This is a genomic window from Shinella sp. WSJ-2, from assembly GCF_003432075.1.
GTDB lineage: Bacteria > Pseudomonadota > Alphaproteobacteria > Rhizobiales > Rhizobiaceae > Shinella.
On the sequence record NZ_QWBU01000003.1, the window covers coordinates 526,417 to 544,750 of the forward strand.

General features: G+C 63.2%; 17 protein-coding genes. 9 read left to right on the forward strand and 8 right to left on the reverse strand.

Translation table 11 applies throughout. The features are described 5' to 3' along the window. Window positions 1–65 precede the first annotated feature (65 nt). The 3 genes from mltG to gmk all read left to right on the forward strand — a co-directional run bounded on the left by mltG (window position 66) and on the right by gmk (window position 2,999). Window positions 66–1,247, forward strand: a complete 1,182-nt coding sequence (mltG, locus tag D0Y60_RS10255) for an endolytic transglycosylase MltG (protein WP_117369417.1) — start codon at window positions 66–68, stop codon at window positions 1,245–1,247. Window positions 1,248–1,448: 201 nt separating this feature from the next. After that, the gene (locus D0Y60_RS10260) at window positions 1,449–2,336 is read left to right on the forward strand and encodes a YicC/YloC family endoribonuclease (RefSeq protein ID WP_117369422.1); all 888 of its coding nucleotides are present in this window, start codon (window positions 1,449–1,451) and stop codon (window positions 2,334–2,336) included. Between the two features lie 3 nt (window positions 2,337–2,339). After that, the gene (gmk, locus tag D0Y60_RS10265; protein ID WP_117369424.1) at window positions 2,340–2,999 is read left to right on the forward strand and encodes a guanylate kinase; all 660 of its coding nucleotides are present in this window, start codon (window positions 2,340–2,342) and stop codon (window positions 2,997–2,999) included. A gap of 25 nt (window positions 3,000–3,024) precedes the next feature. Here gmk and rsmA read toward each other — a convergent pair whose 3' ends face one another. The 7 genes from rsmA to D0Y60_RS24610 all read right to left on the reverse strand — a co-directional run bounded on the left by rsmA (window position 3,025) and on the right by D0Y60_RS24610 (window position 10,880). After that, window positions 3,025–3,852, reverse strand: coding sequence for a 16S rRNA (adenine(1518)-N(6)/adenine(1519)-N(6))-dimethyltransferase RsmA (gene rsmA, locus D0Y60_RS10270; protein WP_117369426.1), 828 nt, complete (start codon window positions 3,850–3,852; stop codon window positions 3,025–3,027). After that, complete coding sequence (pdxA, locus tag D0Y60_RS10275) at window positions 3,852–4,880, reverse strand: 4-hydroxythreonine-4-phosphate dehydrogenase PdxA (protein WP_117369428.1); 1,029 nt, start codon at window positions 4,878–4,880, stop codon at window positions 3,852–3,854. Before pdxA ends, rsmA begins: the two co-directional genes overlap by 1 nt. Before the next feature lie 101 nt (window positions 4,881–4,981). After that, window positions 4,982–5,890 carry a peptidylprolyl isomerase gene (locus tag D0Y60_RS10280; protein ID WP_245409151.1) on the reverse strand — a complete coding sequence of 303 codons (909 nt, stop codon included), beginning with the start codon at window positions 5,888–5,890 and terminating at the stop codon, window positions 4,982–4,984. Window positions 5,891–6,059: 169 nt separating this feature from the next. Further along, on the reverse strand, window positions 6,060–8,396 hold the full coding sequence (locus D0Y60_RS10285) for an LPS-assembly protein LptD (RefSeq protein ID WP_117369432.1): 2,337 nt from the start codon (window positions 8,394–8,396) through the stop codon (window positions 6,060–6,062). Next, window positions 8,397–9,479: an LPS export ABC transporter permease LptG gene (gene lptG / locus D0Y60_RS10290; RefSeq protein ID WP_117369434.1), complete on the reverse strand. Its 1,083-nt coding sequence runs from the start codon at window positions 9,477–9,479 to the stop codon at window positions 8,397–8,399. After that, window positions 9,476–10,651 carry an LPS export ABC transporter permease LptF gene (lptF, locus tag D0Y60_RS10295; protein ID WP_117369436.1) on the reverse strand — a complete coding sequence of 392 codons (1,176 nt, stop codon included), beginning with the start codon at window positions 10,649–10,651 and terminating at the stop codon, window positions 9,476–9,478. Before lptF ends, lptG begins: the two co-directional genes overlap by 4 nt. A gap of 34 nt (window positions 10,652–10,685) precedes the next feature. Continuing rightward, a complete protein-coding gene (locus tag D0Y60_RS24610; RefSeq protein WP_147324520.1) occupies window positions 10,686–10,880 on the reverse strand; it encodes a hypothetical protein in 195 nt (64 codons plus the stop codon). 43 nt (window positions 10,881–10,923) lie between these two features. On the opposite strand from D0Y60_RS24610, the gene D0Y60_RS10300 reads away from it, so the two are divergent. The 4 genes from D0Y60_RS10300 (at window position 10,924) to D0Y60_RS10315 (ending at window position 14,695) form a co-directional block, all read left to right on the forward strand. Next, the gene (locus D0Y60_RS10300; RefSeq protein WP_117369438.1) at window positions 10,924–12,414 is read left to right on the forward strand and encodes a leucyl aminopeptidase; all 1,491 of its coding nucleotides are present in this window, start codon (window positions 10,924–10,926) and stop codon (window positions 12,412–12,414) included. Between the two features lie 7 nt (window positions 12,415–12,421). Then, window positions 12,422–12,871 carry a DNA polymerase III subunit chi gene (locus tag D0Y60_RS10305; protein ID WP_117369440.1) on the forward strand — a complete coding sequence of 150 codons (450 nt, stop codon included), beginning with the start codon at window positions 12,422–12,424 and terminating at the stop codon, window positions 12,869–12,871. 59 nt (window positions 12,872–12,930) lie between these two features. Further along, entirely contained in the window at window positions 12,931–13,332 is a 402-nt protein-coding gene (locus tag D0Y60_RS10310; RefSeq protein ID WP_117369442.1) for a MarR family winged helix-turn-helix transcriptional regulator, read from the forward strand. A 70-nt stretch (window positions 13,333–13,402) separates the two neighbouring features. After that, on the forward strand, window positions 13,403–14,695 hold the full coding sequence (locus D0Y60_RS10315; RefSeq protein WP_117369444.1) for an MFS transporter: 1,293 nt from the start codon (window positions 13,403–13,405) through the stop codon (window positions 14,693–14,695). Window positions 14,696–14,737: 42 nt separating this feature from the next. Here the strand turns inward: D0Y60_RS10315 and D0Y60_RS10320 are convergent, their stop codons facing one another. Further along, complete coding sequence (locus D0Y60_RS10320; RefSeq protein WP_117369446.1) at window positions 14,738–15,664, reverse strand: Gfo/Idh/MocA family oxidoreductase; 927 nt, start codon at window positions 15,662–15,664, stop codon at window positions 14,738–14,740. Between the two features lie 248 nt (window positions 15,665–15,912). On the opposite strand from D0Y60_RS10320, the gene D0Y60_RS10325 reads away from it, so the two are divergent. Together D0Y60_RS10325 and D0Y60_RS10330 are read left to right on the forward strand one after the other, a co-directional pair. After that, window positions 15,913–16,485: a TRAP transporter small permease subunit gene (locus tag D0Y60_RS10325; RefSeq protein ID WP_117369448.1), complete on the forward strand. Its 573-nt coding sequence runs from the start codon at window positions 15,913–15,915 to the stop codon at window positions 16,483–16,485. After that, window positions 16,482–18,278 (forward strand): TRAP transporter large permease subunit, encoded by a 1,797-nt coding sequence (locus tag D0Y60_RS10330; protein WP_117369451.1) that lies wholly within the window; start codon window positions 16,482–16,484, stop codon window positions 18,276–18,278. The genes D0Y60_RS10325 and D0Y60_RS10330 overlap by 4 nt, the downstream gene beginning before the upstream one ends. Window positions 18,279–18,334: the final 56 nt, after the last annotated feature.

The following is an 18,334-nucleotide window of genomic DNA, read 5'->3' on the forward strand; positions in this document are numbered from 1 at the left end:
TCCTGCTTTTGCCGTATTGCTCTGCTGAACACGTCGAGCAATACCAGAACCTATGAGGACAGTCCGTGAGCGACACGAACGAACCCGGCGAGACCCAGTTTGGCCGCGGCGAGGCATCCGGCCAGCCGCGCATCATTCCGAAGTCCGCCAAGGAGGCGCTCCGCCCCGAACAGGTGCCTGAGCCGCCGAGCCGCCGCCGCTCGCGCAAGGCCCGCAGCCAGCTCGTCATCTTCCTGAATTTCGTCATGACCGTCATCGTTTTCGCAACGCTGATCGGTGTGGGTATCTTCTACTACGGTGTGAAGAGCTACGAGGAGGCCGGTCCGCTCCAGGCCAACACGAATTTCATCGTGCGCGCGGGGGCGGGCACCAATGAAATCGCCTCGAACCTCGAGCGCAACAACATCATCACCGACAGCCGCGTCTTCCGCGTGCTCTCGCGCATCTATCTCGATGGCGAGACGCTGAAGGCCGGCGAATACGAGATCAAGGCCGGCGCCACCATGCGCGAGATCGTCGAATTGCTGAAATCCGGCAAGTCGATCCTCTACAGCGTGTCGGTTCCCGAGGGGCTGACGGTCAAGCAGGTGTTCAAGCGCCTGCAGGAAGACCCGGTGCTGGAAGGCGACCTGCCGCAGGAGCTGCCCGCAGAAGGCTCCCTGATGACCGATACCTATAAGTTCTCGCGCGGCACCAAGCGCGCCGATATCGTCCAGCAGATGCTGACCGCGCAGAAGAACCTGATCGACCAGATCTGGGAAAAGCGAGACGACAACCTGCCGGTCGCGACCCGCGAGGAGTTCGTCACGCTCGCCTCGATCGTTGAGAAGGAAACCGGTCGCGCCGACGAGCGCTCCCGCGTCGCTTCCGTCTTCATGAACCGTCTCGACAAGGGCATGCGCCTGCAATCCGACCCGACGATCATCTACGGCATTTTCGGCGGCGACGGGAAACCGGCGGACCGGCCGATCTACCAATCGGACCTCGAAAAACAGACGCCCTACAATACCTATATCATCAAGGGCCTGCCGCCGACGCCGATCGCCAATCCGGGCCGCGCGGCGCTCGAAGCCGTCGCCAACCCGTCACGCACCAGCGACCTCTACTTCGTCGCCGACGGTACAGGGGGGCACGTCTTTGCCGAGACGCTGGACGAGCACAACCAGAATGTCCGCCGCTGGCGCAAGCTGGAAGCGGAGAAGGCGGCAGCCACCGCCAAGGAAGCCGAGGGCGCAACGTCGCAGTGATCGGCATCATATTCAACGGCCCCTGCGCTTCCGCCCGGGGCCGTTTTGTTTATGGGCGAAAGCTTTGTGTGGATCGCGGCCCGTTCGGTACGCTTGCCCGTTTCCAACCCCGTGAAACTGCTTCACTTTGAAACCTGAATTCGCGTGAGCTGCGCGGACCCGGCTGCCTCCCGTTCCGGTGAGGCGCCACAGGAGGCTGACATGACATTGCAATCGATGACCGGCTTTTCCCGGGTCGAGGGGACCAGCGGGCGCACGCGCTGGGCATGGGAACTGCGCTCGGTGAACGGCAAGGGACTGGACCTGCGCCTTCGTCTTCCGCCCGGCCTTGAGGCGCTGGAGGCGGATGTGCGCCGGCTTTCGGGCGAGGCCTTCTCGCGCGGCAATCTCCAGATCGGGCTTGCTGCCAGCGCCAGCGAGGCGCAGGTCGAGGCCGTGGTGAACCAGGGGGCACTGGCCGCCGTGCTGGCACTGCGCGACCAGTTGGCCGGCACCATCGACCCCGCGCCGCTGAAGCTCGACACGCTGCTGTCGGTGCGCGGCATCGTCGATTTCCGCGAGGCTGAAGAAAGCGAAACGGAACGCGCGACGCGCGATGCTGATATCCGCACCGGCCTGGCCGAGGCAATCCGCCGTCTCACCGACATGCGGCGCAAGGAGGGGGCTGCTCTTGCCCAGGTCCTGTTGGGGCAGGTGGCGCGCATCGAAACCCTGACGGCGACCGTCGAGGCGGACCCGTCGCGCAGCGTTTCGGCGATTGCCGAGCGGCTTTCCGCCCAGGTCGCCATGCTGATGCAGGGCACGACGGCACTCGACCGCGACCGCCTGCATCAGGAGGCCGCGCTGCTGGCCACCAAGGCGGATTTGCGCGAAGAGATCGACAGGCTGAAGGCGCATGTCCGTGCCGCGCGCGAACTGATCGCCGAAGGCGGCCCGATCGGGCGCAAGCTCGATTTTCTCGCACAGGAATTTAACCGGGAATCGAATACCATCTGTTCCAAGTCGAACGCCGCTGCTGTAACGGCTGCAGGCATCGAACTGAAGGTCGTCATCGACCAGTTCCGCGAACAGGTCCAGAATCTGGAGTAGGCCATGGCCGAGCCGTCGAAACACATCCAAATCGAACGCCGCGGGCTCATGCTCGTCATCTCCTCGCCGTCTGGCGCGGGCAAGTCGACGATCGCGCGCAACCTGCTGGAGGCCGATCCGGGTCTCAGCCTGTCGGTCAGCGTCACGACCCGCCAGCGCCGCGCCAGCGAGATCGCCGGCCGGCACTACCACTTTATCAATCACAAGGAATTCGAGCGCCTGCGCGACAGCGATGCGCTGCTGGAATGGGCCGAGGTGCACGGCAATTTCTACGGCACGCCGCGCGAGCCGGTGGAAGAGGCGATGTCCGCGGGCCGCGACATGCTTTTCGACATCGACTGGCAGGGCGCCCAGCAGCTCCAGGAGAAGATGCCGGCCGACGTCGTCTCGATCTTCATTCTGCCGCCGTCGATGACCGAATTGCAATCGCGCCTGCACCGCCGCGCGGAGGACACCGAAGAGGTCATCCAGACCCGCCTTGCCAATTCCCGCGCCGAAATCGAGCATTGGCGGGAATATGACTATGTCATCCTCAACGACGACCTCTCCGTCGCCTTCGACGCGGTGCAGAGCATCGTCAAGGCCGAACGCCTGCGCCGCGACCGCCGCCACGGCCTGTTCGAGTTCGTGACGAAATTGGTGACGGAAAAGCCGGTTTTGTAATTGAGAGAGGTGAGCGCCCGTTTTTTTAAAGGGCGTTCGCCAGCCGAACGAATTCTTCCACGCTGAGCGTCTCCGCCCGGCGCTGCGGATCGATCTCCGCCCGTGCCAGCAGGGCTTCCCCGCCCAGCGATTTCACGCTCTGGCGCAGCATTTTGCGGCGCTGGCCGAAGGCGGCGTGGGTGACGCGCTCCAGCGCCGCGACGTCGCAAGGCAGCGGATTGGCGATCGGCTCAAGATGCACCACCGAGGACGTTACCTTCGGCGGGGGCGTGAAGGCCTGCGGCGGCACGTCGAAGGCCATGCGGGCGTCCGTGCGCCAGCCGCAGAGCACGCCGAGGCGGCCGTAATGGTCGTCGTTCTCTTGCGCCACGATGCGCAGGCCCACCTCGCGCTGGAACATCAGCGTCAGCGAATCCCAGAACGGCGGCCAGGCCTTCGGCAAGAGCCAGTTGACGAGCAGCTGCGTGCCGACATTGTAGGGCAGGTTGGCGATGATACGGACGGGCTCGCCCGGCGCCAGCACCTCGAAATCCGTCTTCAGCGCATCGCCTTCGATGACCGTCAGGCGGCCCGGATAATGGTCGGAAATTTCCGCCAGCGCGGGAAGGCAGCGCGAATCCCGCTCGATGGCGATGACGCGCTTGGCGCCCAGCGCCAGGATGGCCCGCGTCAGGCCGCCGGGGCCGGGGCCGACTTCGATCACCGTATGGTTTTCGATGGGGCCGGCGGTGCGGGCGATCTTCTGCGTCAGGTTGAGATCGAGCAGAAAGTTCTGGCCTAGCGCCTTCTTGGCATCGAGCCCATGACGCTGGATGACGTCGCGGAGCGGCGGAAGTCCGTCGATGGCGGCCATCAGCGGGTCTCCTTCGCTGCGTGCAGGGCAAGGTCCTGGGCGAGGCGCAGCGCGGCCAGCAGGCTGTCCGGGCGGGCGATGCCCTTGCCGGCAATGGCAAAAGCCGTGCCGTGGTCGGGAGATGTGCGGATGAAAGGCAGGCCGAGCGTTGCGTTGACGGAATCGTCGAAGCCGAGCGCCTTGGCGGGGATCAGTGCCTGATCGTGATACATGCAGAGCGCCACGTCATAGGTGGCGCGCGCCGCGTCGTGGAACATCGTGTCGGCGGGCAGAGGGCCGACGGCAGCAATGCCGGTTGCCTTTAGGCGCTCGACGGCCGGCCGCACGATCGCATCGTCCTCCAATCCCAGTGCGCCGCCTTCGCCCGCATGTGGGTTGAGGCCGGCAATGGCGAGGCGGGGCTGGGCGATGCCGAAGCGCTGGCGGAGATCCCGTTCGGTGATGACGGCTGTTTCTACAATGAGGTCTTCGGTCAGCGCCGCCGGCACGTCCTTCAGCGGGATATGGATCGTCACGGGAACGGCGCGCAGCTTCGGCCCGGCCAGCAGCATCACAGGGAGCATTGTCTGGCCGGTCGCCTTGGCCGCGAGATCGGCGAGGAATTCGGTGTGACCGGGAAAGCTGAAACCGGCATCGTAGAGCACGGCCTTGGCGATGGGGTTGGTCACGACGGCGGATGTCCGCCCGGCCATGGTGAGCGCGACGGCGGTTTCGATGGCGCCGGTGATGGCGGCGGCATTGCGCGGATCGGGTGCTCCGGGCACAACGGCTGCGGCGCAATCGGAGGCCAGAACCGGAAGGGCATCGAAGAAGAGTTCCGTGGCCGTCTCGGGCGTGGCGGAGGCCACGGCAATATCAAGGCCCAGCAGCGCCGCGCGGTCGCGCAGTACCGCGGCATCGCCGATGAACAGGAAGGGCGGCAGGGAAAGCGAGCGACGGGCCGACCAGAGGGCCAGCGTAATGTCAGGCCCGATCCCCGCCGGATCGCCCATGGTGAGCGCCAGCGGAGGAAGTTGCGTCGTCGTCATGGGATGCCTGCCATAGCGGGTTTGGAGAAGCGCCCCGCATTCGGGGCACGAGAGCCTGATCCTGTCGGGCCGGCACCTAAGCGTCGTGCCAACCGTATGGATCAGCGCTCGGTGATCGTTGCCTTCTTGCGCAGCTCGGCGATGTACTTCTTGCTGTTCTCGTCGCCTTCATTGCCCTTGGAGTTGGCGAGATCCTCGGCGCGGAACACCATTTCGGCGGCAACGTCGTCGTTGACTTCGCGCTTCTTGCAGATCGCGAGATATTCGACGCCACGTTCCGTAACGCGGGTGCCGGTCGTCTGGCCGTTCGACTTCTCGATCAGCGGCTTCCAGTCCTCGGGCAACTGCGGGGCAAGCACGCGGCCGAGATCGCGGATCGAGACGTCATGCATCGTCGCGGCAAAGATCTTGGCCTGATCGCAGCCGGGGAACTTCGAACGCGAGGCTTCCGCTTCGGACTTGCGCTTGCCGAGAATGGCGTTGCGGCGCTTTTCTGGCACGACGAAGATGACCTGCTTGAGGAAGTATTCGGTCGTGACCGGCTTCTTGCCGCCGTTTTCCTGCATGCGCTCCACCAGCGACTTGGCGTTGGTGCCGCCATTGCCGTAGCGGGCGTTGACGACGCGCGGCCAGCTCATCTGCAGGGCGATGTACTGCTTGAAATGGTCCGAGCCGACGCCAGCGCGGTCGAGGATCTGGCCGAGCTGCTGGAGGGTCATCTTGTTCGTCGAGGCAAAGCGCGCATAGGACGCATCGACCTCGGCTTGGCTGACGGAGGCCTTGAGGCGAAGGATTTCAGCACGCTTCAGGGTGTCGTCGATCATCTGTTCGCGGGCCATGGCGCGCAGATTGCCCTTGGCGCGCTGCAGGCGCAGGAAGGCGGCGCGGCGCTCGACGTCACCGGAGGTAACGGGCGAATTGTTGACGACCGCCACCACGGTGCTGCCGGCCGCCTGAACGGTGCCGGTGGGGGCCACGATCGTAACGGCCGCAGCGAGCGCGACGCCCATCATCATGGAACGCACCAGAGATTGCCTGCCCATCATGCCAGTCCCTTTCCCAAAGCCATTCTGCACTCGCCGGGGCGCGCCTTACAGCGCGCGCAACCGTTGCCGGCGAGCGTTTCTCCCCGATGTGCATAAACCATGCGGCCAAACGATGACAAGAGCAGCGCGACGCTTACTCGAAGCCCGTCAACGTCGTATCGCCGATGCTGACATCGCCGAGCGTGCGGAACATCAGGCGCGCGCCGATCGACCAGTCATTCGCCGTCGAGTTCGACTTGTCGCGGGTCTGCTCGTAAACGATCGAGAACACGGTATCTCGGTCGTCATAGGAGAAGCCGACGCCGTTTCGCGTCAGGTTCTGGTTGTTGATGTCATAGGTCAGCGACCCGAACACCGACCAGTAATCCCGGAATTTGAAGGCGGCCGCCGTCTGGATTTCGCTGGCGTTCTTGGCCAGGCCGTAGTTCGGCTGCGCGGCGATCCGCGTATAGGTGATCTCGGTTTCGAAGCGTGCGCCATCGAAGCGCAGCGACGTGTCGGAGCGGCGCAGCGACAGGTCGTCCTTGTCGAGCCGCGCGCTGGAGGCGAAGGAAAGCCCGTTCGGAAGGTCGATACCGGCCATGCCGACATAGTCGGATGCATCGGTTTCCAGGCCGGAATTGGCGCCGGCATTGACGAGGTCGTTGCTGGCGAAGGAGTTCACGCCGCCGAGTTGGAACGACTGGCCGACAATGCTGCGCAGGCGAAGCCCATTGTCGAAGGTACCGGTGTAGCGCATGCCGAGATTGGCGCGCGTGCCGCCTTCGACCCGGTCGAAGCCCGAGAACTTGTCGCGCTCGAAGAGGTTGGTCGCATCGAAGACGAAGCTCTGCGAATCCTCGTTCGGCAGGCCGCCCGCGAAATCTTCGTCCGGCCGGGCGTAAATCTGCGCGATCGGTTCGAACAGGTGCGTGCTGTTATCCGTCGTCGCCAGGATCGGGTAGCGCGCCTCGAGGCCGGCCGTCAGCATGGTGCGGGTCGCGCTGTCGTCCGTGTTGTAATCGCCGCCGTAACCGGCGGGCGTCGTCATGTCGAGCCGGTAGGTATCGCCGCGTGCGGCCAGCAGAGGCGTCAGCACGAGGCCGCCGGGCACGATGAACTGGCGCTTCCACTCCAGTTCGCTCGTCAGGCGCGTCATGCCGCCCTCCAGCCCGCGGAAACGGTCGCTGGAGCCGAGCGAATAATAATCGGCCAGGTCACGCTGGACGTTTGTGATGTTCGTCGTGATGCTGAGCTCGCCGCCCAGCACGGACTGCGGCACGATATATTCGTGATCCAGCGTCTGGGCGATCGCCTGCTGGCGCTCCAGCTTGCTGTCCGGATCGGCGTCCTGCACGTCGAAATAGAAGGCGCGCAGGTCGAAGCTGTTGCGGCGGCCGAGACCCGTCAGATAACCCTGGTTCGTATGGATGCGATCCTTGAGGCCGTCGAGTTCATAGGTGCGCGAAAAGTTGTTGTCGCCCTGAAGCATCACATCCCAGCCGAAAGCCCAGCGAGGATTGATCTTGAACTGGCCTTCGGAGGCGACCATGCCGCGGAAGCCGTCTTCTTCCCGATCGCTCGTGTTGGGATCGAAGGCGTTGTGGTTCAGCTGGTCGATGCCGGCGGCCCGCAAGGTCACGAGGCCGTTGTGGAAGCGCTTGCGGAATTCGACTTCCGCCAGGAAACCCTGGCGCGTCAGAACGGTCGGAGAGAAGGTCGCGTCCATGTCCGGCGCGATCGCAAAATAGTAGGGTGCCGTGATTCCGAGTCCGAGCTTCTGCGCATAGCCGAATTTCGGAAAGAGGAAGCCGGTCTTCCGCTTTACCGTGTAATCCGGCATTTCCAGCACGGGAATATAGGCGATCGGCTTGCCGAACATCTCGAAACGCGCCTTTTCGAGGCGTATCGTGTGCGTGCGGCCGTTTTGGACGACGCGCTCGGCCTTGATTTCCCAGAGCGAGCGATGGGTCGGGTCGGTGGCGCAGGGTGTGCAGGCGGTATAGACGGCGTGATTGAGGATCAGCTCCTCGCCGTTGACGCGCTCGCCGCTGGTCGCCGCCAGCTTGGTGAGATCGGTCGTCTCGATGCGCAGCGCATTGATGAAGCCGTTGGCGAAATCGTCCGACAGGTCCATCTCTTCGCCATAGACGCGGTTGCCGGTCGGTTCGATCAGCTCGATATTGCCGACAGCCTTGAGGCGGCCGGTCTTCTGGTCGTATTCGACCTGGCGGGCAACGAGCTTGTAGCCGCCGTAATTGATCTGCACCGCGCCGCGGGCGATCACCTTGTCGGTGTCGTTGTTATAGACGAGTTCATTGGCTGCGAGCAGCAGCTTTGCATCTTCCGGCAGCTTGGGTTCCATCGCGCCGATATCGGGCGACTGGGCCTGCGCGGGGAGGGCGGAGCCGGACACGATGGCGCACATGGCCGCACCTGCAAGCAGGGCGGCTTTCAACCACCGATTCGTCTTGCGGTCACCTGCCGCCACTTAGCCGTCCTCCTGATGCAGTAGTATGGTCGCACCCAACGACATTGCGACGACCACTGGGAGCCAGGCCGCAACGAACGGAGGAACAACACCGCTGCTTCCGAATGCCTTCACAAGCACGGTGACGACATAAAGCATGAAGCCGGAAAGGATGCCACCCAGAATCACCGCACTCGATTGATTAAACCGGCTAAATTTCAATGATACACAGGCGGCGATCAGCGTCATTGCAACCAGAAGCAGCGGCAGCGAGAGCATCGAGTGGAACTGCGTTTCCATGGCGTTGGTGGGGAAACCGAAGGATTTCGCCACCTCTATCTTCCGGCTGAGACTGAAAAACGGAATGGATTCAGGCTTTTCAAGGCTTTCCGAAACGAATTCCTGTTTCAGGTTGGTACGAAGCTGTACCTCATCGAGACGGACCGGCAATTCCCCGTTGCGGGTTTCGTGCACATTCTTAAGCAGCCAGTAACCATCTTCCAAGGTCGCCGAATCGGCATCCTGGCGAAGCACGATCCTGTTGTCCTCGTCGAAGTGGATGACGGTGACGTTGACGAGGCGCGTGCCGCCGTCGAGAACTGCCTTCGCGCCGATGATCGACTGGTCGCCCTTATAGATCTGGCGCAGCCATGGAACGCTGTTTTCCGGACGCGACGCATTGGTGGCGCTCCAGCCGGATTCCAGTTCCAGCGCCTTCTTGGATCCCCAGGCCGCAATCGGGTTGATGGCCATCACCGCCAGGACACCGAACAGGAAGGCGCCGATGACGAAGGGGCGCAGGAACTGCCAGACCGAAATGCCGGCGGCACGCGTGACCACCAGCTCGTATCGACGATTGAGCGAGATAAGGGCGGCCATGCCAGCGAAGAGTGCGACGAAGGGCACCGTCTGCATCAGGATCGTCGGGATGCGCAGCGCCGTCACCAGCAGGCCGCTGGTCAGCGTATAACCCGGCAGCGCGCCGACGCGGTTCGACATCTCGCTGAAATCGATGATGAAGATCAGCGAGAATATGCCGAGCAGGAACCAGAAGGTCGTGATGGCGTAGCGGCGAAAGAAGTAACGTCCGAGGGTTGGGATCATGGTGTGCTGCTCCCGCCCGAGCTGGCTCTGCCGAAGCGCGCCAGCAGGCGATCGCCCAGATCCTTCAGCCGCTCTCCGAAGGTGGCGGGCAGTTCGAGCGTCTTGTTGTGCCCGAGATGGTAGATCGCGAGCGCCGCCGTACCAATGGGGATAAGATACATGATGATAACGAAGACGAAGGACCCGTCCGCATTGTTGGAGGCGTAGAAACTCGCCCATCGGACGAAGAGCGCCGTAAGGAGCGCAGTGATCATCGGATGCACGCGCGCTTCACGATGCGAGCGCGCATCCGCGCTGACGACGAGAGCGATGAGGCCGAAGACCGTCGGGAACAGCCATTCCGTGAAGCGGCGGTGCAGCTCGGCGGTGAATGAGCCCGGATCCTTCTTGTAATAGGGGTCATCAGGATCGGGATTGAACAGATAGGGCAGGTCGCGATCCTTGGCGCGGATATTCGAGGCACCGGCGCTTTGTGTCAGGTCGGCAAGGTCGAAGGCGTAGGAATCGAACTTGATGATCGAGACATTGCCGTCCGGCAGTTTGCGGTGCACCTCGCCGTCCTTCATGACCAGTGCCGAGCTGTTTTCATCCACCGCACCCTCGCGGGCATAGTAGACCATCTCGAAGCGAGGATCGCGCGTATCGGCCACGAAAAGGCCGAGCAGCACGCCGCCGTTGCGGCGCTGCGCCACTTGCACATAGAGGCCGTCGGTAATCTTGCGGAAGGTGTTTTCCTGCACGACCGCCGAGAGCATGTCGGCATGCGCCGTTGCGATCATCTTGCGCACCGCGGTGCGCGACGAGGGCTCGATGAAATTGTCGACGGCAAAGGAGACGAAGCTCATGGCCACGGCAAGGATCATCACCGGGCGGATGATGGTCATGCGCGAGCTGCCGGCGGAGTTCAGCACGGTCAGCTCCGAATCGGAATTCATGACGGTCAGCGTCTGCGCGACGCCGATGACCAACGCGAAGGGCAGGATGATCGGCACGACCGAGGGCAGGATAAGGGTGGCGAGCTTCAGGAAGGCGAAGGTCGACTGACCACTGTCGGTCACGAGGTTGATATTCGTCAAGGCCTGCGTGACCCAGACGATACCGAGCAGGGGCACGAGCGTGGCGACGAACATGAGCGACGCCCGCCGCAGGATATAGCGCTCGATCAATTTCATCGTTTGGTCCGCGTTTCCGACAAGCGGCTCCGGTTCATGACGCCCGTCGCAACTGGATGGCCATATAAGCTTTCTTGAGGCTGATGCCATAGCGGAGATCTTCCGCCGACAAGGAAAATTTATGGCGAACAAGCATGCTTAACCATCTGTAAACAAGGTCGCGCATCTTGCCAAGCGCCGTAAAAGCGACAAGGAATTGATGCGATTTGCGGTCTTTCGCGCTCTTCACCAGAGCGCTCACAGGCTAAACGGCCCCCATGCGGAGTAAATTCATGGCTTTCCCCTTCGATATCGGTTTTGCAAAGTCGGCGCGCGCGGCGGGTGGCCTTGTAATTCTCCTGCAGGTTGCCGGCCAGACGGCGGCCTCAGTCGACGATGTCGATCCCGAGGGTGCCGTGGCCCGTGCCGCCGGCATTGCGAAATTCACCGGCAAGGCCCTGAAGACGCTCGATGTGCTGGCGCCGCATGGCGCCTCTGCCGACCGTATCCTCGTGCTTGGCCTCGGCGAGGCAGAAAAGCTGACCGCGCATGACTGGCTAAAGGCTGGTGGCGCCGCGGCCGCGAAAATCCGTGGCTCGGAAAAGGCGACGATCTATCTCGATGCGCCCGGCGTCACCGTGACTGCACGGAACGCCGCCGATTTCGCGCTCGGCATGCAGCTCGGCGCCTACAGCTTCGATACGTACAAGACGAAGAAGGCGGACGACGAGGAGGCGAGAGGCGGTAAGGCCGTGAAGGTCACGCTCGTCACCGCCCATGCGAATGCCGCCAAGAAAGCGAACGACATCTCCGACGCGGTGGCCGAGGGCGTCATCCTGGCCCGTAACCTCGTCAACGAGCCGGCCAACGTGCTCGGCCCGGTCGAATTCGCCGACAAAGCCAAGGCACTGGAAAAGCTCGGTGTCGAGGTGGATATCCTCACCGAACGCGAGATGAAGAAGCTCGGTATGGCAGCACTTCTCGGTGTTGCGCAGGGCTCCGTCCGTCCGCCGCGCCTGGCGATCATGCAGTGGAAAGGCGGCAAGGAGAAGGACCGCCCGATTGCCTTCATCGGCAAGGGCGTCGTCTTCGATTCGGGTGGCATTTCCATCAAGCAGGCCGCCGGCATGGAGGATATGAAGGGTGACATGGGCGGTGCCGCCGCCGTGATCGGCCTCATGCACACCCTTGCCGCCCGCAAGGCGAAAGCCAATGTCGTCGGCATCTTAGGTCTTGTGGAAAACATGCCTGACGGCAACGCCCAGCGCCCCGGCGACATCGTGAAATCCATGTCCGGCCAGACGATCGAGGTCATCAACACCGATGCCGAGGGCCGTCTCGTGCTTTGCGATGCGCTCTGGTACTGCAACGAGACCTTCAAGCCACAGTTTATGGTGAACCTCGCAACGCTGACCGGCGCGATCATGGTGGCGCTCGGCAGCCACCATGCCGGCCTTTTCTCCAACGACGACACGCTGGCCGGCCGCCTGACCGCCGCCGGTCTCGCCACCAACGAGCGCTTGTGGCGCATGCCGCTCGGCCGCGAATACGACAAGATGATTGACAGCAAGTTCGCCGACATGAAGAACACCGGCGGACGCTACGCCGGCTCCATCACCGCCGCGCAGTTCCTGCAGCGTTTCGTCAAGGATACACCCTGGGCGCATCTCGACATCGCCGGCACCGCTATCGGCTCGCCGACCGATGAGATCAACCATTCCTGGGCCTCCGGCTTCGGCGTACGCCTGCTCGACGAGCTGGTGCGCGCGAATTACGAAGCGTGAGGAGAGGGTGAGCGAAGTCCTCTTCTACCACCTGACCGAATCGAAGCTTGAGGACGCATTGCCGCCTTTGCTCGACAAGAGCCTGGAACGCGGCTGGCGCGTCGTCGTGCAGACGGGAGATGCGGAGCGGCGCGATGCGCTCGATGCACATCTTTGGACGTTCCGTGAGGACAGTTTTCTGCCGCACGGCACGGACGAACAGGATTTCGCCGCCGACCAGCCCGTGCTTTTGACGACGGCGCCCGACAATGCCAATGCCGCCACCGTCCGCTTCCTCGTCGCCGGCGCCGAGCCGCCGCCGCTCGATGCCTATGACCGCGTCATCTTCATGTTCGACGGCTACGACCAGGCGGAAGTCGAGACGGCACGTGAGCATTGGAAGCGCCTGAAGGGCGAGGGGCACCAGCTTACCTATTGGCAGCAGAACAGCGACGGGCGCTGGATGAAGAAGGCCTGACCGGCTCTGTCTTCAACGATCTCTTGCGCCGGAGCATTCATGGGTATATACCCGCGAAAATGAGCAAGGATATCTGCCACTGCATCGTGCTGCGCAAGGCATCGCGCAAGGTCTCGTCTTATTATGACGAGGCGCTGGCGCCGCTTGGCATCAACATCGCTCAGTTCAGCCTTCTCAGGAACATCAATCGCATGGCGCCGGTCTCGTTGACCGATCTCGGCGTGCGCGTCGAACTCGACCGTTCGACGGTCGGCCGCAATGCCAAGGTGCTGGAGCGTATGGGGCTCGTGGAAATCCGCCCCGGCAAAGACCAGCGCGAGGCGACGCTGACGGTGAGCGAGGCTGGGCACGCGGTGCTCAGGGAAGGGGCGCCACTCTGGGATTCCGTGCAGGACAAGATCGAAGCCCGGCTCGGCCCTGACGGCGCGGACCGGCTGCGGGAACTGCTTGCAGCCCTCTGATTTTTACGCATATAGGGGTATATACCCGTAAATCCGCCGCTGAGCGGCGTTCACGAAAAGGGACTTCTCCATGGTTTCTACAAGCGTTGCCAAATGGATGGCGGGGCGCAATCTGCACTACGGCTGGGTGGTTGCCGCGACCACCTTCCTCACCATGCTGGCGACCGCTGGCGCCATGGGCTCGGCCGGCGTGATGATCCAGCCGCTGCACCAGGAATTCGGCTGGGATATCGCCGACATCTCCTCCGCCATGGCGGTACGGCTGGTGCTCTTCGGCCTGCTCGGTCCGTTTGCCGCCGCCTTCATGAACCATTTCGGCATCCGCCAGGTGGTGGGTACGGCACTGGCGCTCATCATGGGCGGCATCGTCGCCTCGTTCTTCATGACAGCGGTCTGGCAGTTGCTTCTGCTCTGGGGCATCGTCATCGGCGTCGGCACGGGCATGACGGCTTTAGTTCTCGGTGCGACCGTCGCCACCCGCTGGTTTTCCAAGCGCCGCGGCCTCGTGGTCGGCCTGATGACGGCGAGCAACGCCACCGGCCAGCTCGTCTTCCTGCCGCTGCTGGCTGCGCTCACGGAGGCTTACGGTTGGCGCACGGCGCTGACGCTCTCCGTCGCGGTTATCGCCACCGCCATGGTGCTCGTCCTGCTCCTGATGAGAGATTACCCCGCCGATGTCGGCCTGCCGGCCTATGGCGAGACGGCGATCGTCAAGCCGCCAAAGCAGGATCACAACCTCGGCACCACGCTGCTTGCCCCGCTCGTCACGTTGAAGAGCGTTTCCGGCAATGCCGTCTTCTGGGTACTTTTCGGCACGTTCTTCGTCTGCGGCCTTTCCACCAATGGCCTCATCCAGACGCACTGGATCTCGATCTGCGGCGATTTCGGCATGGCGGCGGTGACGGCGGCCGGCACGCTCGCGGTCATCGGCGTCTTCGACTTCCTCGGAACGGTCTTCGCCGGCTGGCTTTCCGACCGCTATGACAACCGCGTCCTGCTGTTCTGGTTCTACGGTCTGCGCGGCCTGTCGCTGCTTTATCTGTCTTTCTCCGGCTTCAGCTTCGTCGAACTCTCGGTCTTCGCCGTCTTCTACGGCCTCGATTGGGTCGCCACCGTGCCGCCGACCGTAAAACTCGCCGCCGAGAATTTCGGCCGCGAAAAGGCGGGCATGGTCTTCGGCTGGGTCTTTGCCGGCCATCAGCTCGGCGCCGCCACCGCTGCCTTCGGTGCCGGCTACCTGAAGAGCGATTTCGACACCTACATGCCTGCGCTACAGATCGCCGGCCTCGCCTGCGTCCTCGCTGCGCTGTCGGTCATGCTTCTCAAGCGACCGGGGCCGGCCCCGCTTGCTGCAGCAGCCTGAAACGGTGGAAATGAAAAGGCCCGCTCGAAGCGGGCCTTTTTCTTAATCGTGAAAGGCTTCGACGAATTTGCGCCGGCCAAGCATGAAGGCGTCGGCGACGTGGCGCAGGGGCGCGAGATCGACGTCGGATTTTCCGGCTTTCACGATCTCGGCGAAGCGCTTGTAGAGCATCGGATATTCCTGCTCCGGCTCGTCATGCACCAGCTTGCCATCGATCGAGAGCTTTGCGCCGCCCTCCGACAGCACCATCTCGCCGGCCTCCGTCTGGGCCACGATATCCCAGCTCTGCTTGCCGGTCTGGCGCCAGTCGAATTCGGCCTTGAGGTCGAGCCCCCCGGCGTCGGAAAAGGTCATCGATGCGGCGATCGGCGCGTCTCGGTTCTCCGGGAACTCCAGCGTCGCGGCGGTGATGAAGGCCGGGCGCGGCAGGATGTGCGTTACGATGGAGAGCGCATTGATGCCCGGATCGAAAACGCCGAGCCCGCCCGCCTGCCAAATCCATTCCTGGTTTGGGTGCCAGTGACGCACGTCTTCCTTCCAGTTCACCTGCATGGAGCGCAGCGTCGTGCCGGCGATGAAGCTTTTCGCCGCTTCGACGGCTGGCGCATAGCGCGAATGCCAGCTGGCAAACAGCGACAGCCCCTTGGAGGTGGCTAGCGCTTCGAGATCGGCGACTTCCGACAGCGTCGCGCCCGGCGGCTTTTCGAGGAAGACATGCTTGCCGGCCGACAGCGCCTTCTCGGCGGCTTCGTAGCGGTATTGCGGCGGCATACAGAGCGAGACGGCCTGAATGGCGGGCACGGCCGCCAGCATCTCGTCGATCGACTTGAAATTGTCGATGCCATCGACGACGCCATGACGGCTCGCAGCGGCGATCAGCTTATAATCGCTATTCCCAGCGACGGCCGGAAGATGCTGGTCGCGCACGATCTTGCCGACGCCGACGATTGCGAGATTGATCGGGGACATGTCTCCACCCTCATTTGTATGATGATTTAGCCGGTGTTTTAGCAGAACCGTTCACGGCGGCAAGGGCGTGTTTGTCTGTGGCTCTGCCTAAGCTTTGTGCATCTGCCTGAAAGGCATCTTCGTCTTTCGTCTAAGGCGGGCTCTCAGCTCGGGAAAACGGGGCTGCGGACTTGAAACGAACCCCGAAATCGGCACTCTGGCCATGCTTGGCACCAAAGCAAGAACACGCCGGGCGGGGAGGAGTTATCATGAAGACGCTGCTGGTTTTCAGCCGGCTGATCGACGCGATCACGGAAAATATCGGAAAGGCCGTTGGCTGGCTGATCCTGGTCGCCGTGCTCGTCAGCGCCGGAAATGCCGTCATTCGAAAGGTTTTCAACGTATCGTCCAACGCCTGGCTCGAGGCGCAATGGTATCTGTTCGGCGGCGCCTTCATGCTCGCCGCCGCTTATACGCTGGCACAGAACGAACATATCCGGATCGACGTGGTCTATGGAAAGTTTTCCCGGCGGGTGCAGCACTGGATCGACCTGCTCGGGCATCTCCTGTTCCTGATGCCCTTCGTGCTGCTGATGGTCTACTTTCTGGTGCCCTATGTGCTGATGTCCTATCGCTCGGGCGAGGGCTCTTCCAGCGCCGGCGGCCTCATCGTCTGGCCCGCCAAGGCCATCCTGCTCGCCGGCTTCGTATTGCTCGCCTTCCAGGGCGTGTCAGAGATTATAAAGAAGCTCGCCATCATGCGCGGCGACATGGAAGACCCCACGCCCTACGTGCCGACGCACGCGCCGCTTGACACCGCAGCCGAGGAGAAGGGCGCATGATCGAGTTCATTGCCGAAAACCTCGCGCCGATCATGTTTGTCTCGCTGATCGTCTTCCTGCTGCTGGGCTATCCCGTGGCATTTTCGCTCGCGGCCAATGGTCTGCTGTTCTTCATCATCGGCGTGGAACTCGCGCCGCTTTCCGATTCGATCAATCTCTCCTGGCCGCTGCTTAACGCAATGCCGGAACGGCTCTGGGGGGTAATGTCGAACGACACATTGCTCGCCATTCCCTTCTTCACCTTCATGGGGATCGTGCTCGAACGATCCGGCATGGCCGAGGACCTGCTCGATACGATCGGCCAGCTCTTCGGGCCTATCCGCGGGGGCTTGGCCTATGCAGTCATCTTCGTCGGCGCGCTGCTGGCGGCCACCACGGGCGTCGTTGCCGCCTCGGTCATCGCCATGGGCCTGATCTCGCTGCCGATCATGCTGCGCTACGGCTATGACCGCTCGATCGCCTCGGGTGTCATCGCCGCCTCCGGCACGCTCGCCCAGATCATCCCGCCGTCGCTCGTCCTCATCGTGCTCGCCGACCAGCTCGGCCGCTCGGTCGGCGACATGTATGCCGGCGCGCTGATCCCCGGCCTGGTCCTGACCGGCCTCTACATGCTCTACGTGCTGGTCATGTCGATTATCCGGCCGAACTCCATGCCGGCTTTGCCGCTGGAGGCGCGGTCGCTCGGTTCGGGCGTCACATCGCTGTTTATCGCGCTCGCGGTGGCCGCGGGTATCGCTTACGCCGCCCACGTCTATCTCTCCCCGACGCATGGCGAGAATGCCGATATTCTGGGTGCGACCGTCGGCGTCATGTTCATCTACGCCGTGGCGCTCGCCGACAAGACGCTGAACATCAACATGATGTCGCGCCTTGCCCAGCAGGTCATCATCGTGCTGATCCCGCCGCTGGCGCTGATCTTCCTCGTGCTCGGCACGATCTTCCTCGGCATCGCGACGCCGACGGAAGGTGGCGCCATGGGCGCAGTCGGCGCGCTCATCATGGCCGCCGCCAAGGGCCGCCTGACGATGGACGTCATCCGCTCCGCGCTGACGGCCACCACGCGCCTGTCGGCCTTCGTGCTGTTCATTCTCATCGGCGCCCGTGTCTTCTCGCTCACCTTCTACGGCGTGAACGGGCATCTCTGGGTCGAGCACCTGCTGGTCTCGCTGCCGGGCGGCGAGACGGGCTTCCTGATCGCGGTGAACGTGCTGGTCTTCTTCCTGGCGTTCTTCCTCGATTTCTTCGAGCTCGCCTTCATCATCGTGCCGCTGCTCGCGCCCGCCGCCGACAAGCTCGGCATCGATCTCATCTGGTTCGGTGTGCTGCTCGGCATCAACATGCAGACGAGCTTCATGCACCCGCCCTTCGGCTTCGCGCTGTTCTACCTGCGCTCGGTCGCCGCCAAGGTGCCCTATCTCGACAAGCTCACGGGCAAGCGGATGGAGCCGGTGACCACGGGGCAGATCTATTGGGGGGCCGTGCCCTTCGTCTGCATCCAGATTGTCATGGTGGGCTTGACCATCCTCTTCCCCAGCATGGTCATGCACTACAAGGGCGAAGGCAGCGGCGTCGATCCGGCGACCATCAAGATCGAGGTCCCCGGCTTCGGCACCAATGGCGGTGGTCTGACGCTGCCCGACAACGGAGGCGGCCTTGGCCTGCCGGGCGGCCTCCAGCTGCCCGCCGGCAACCCGCTGGACGGCGGCACCGAGAAGAAGCCGACCGAGGGTGGCGAGCAGGGCACGGAGCAGAAACCGGCCACCGACCTGTCCAGCCCGCCGTCCTTCAACTGACCGGCACGGATCGCTGAGACGTCTTGAAGATCCAGGAGAACCGCCTGTAACCTCGT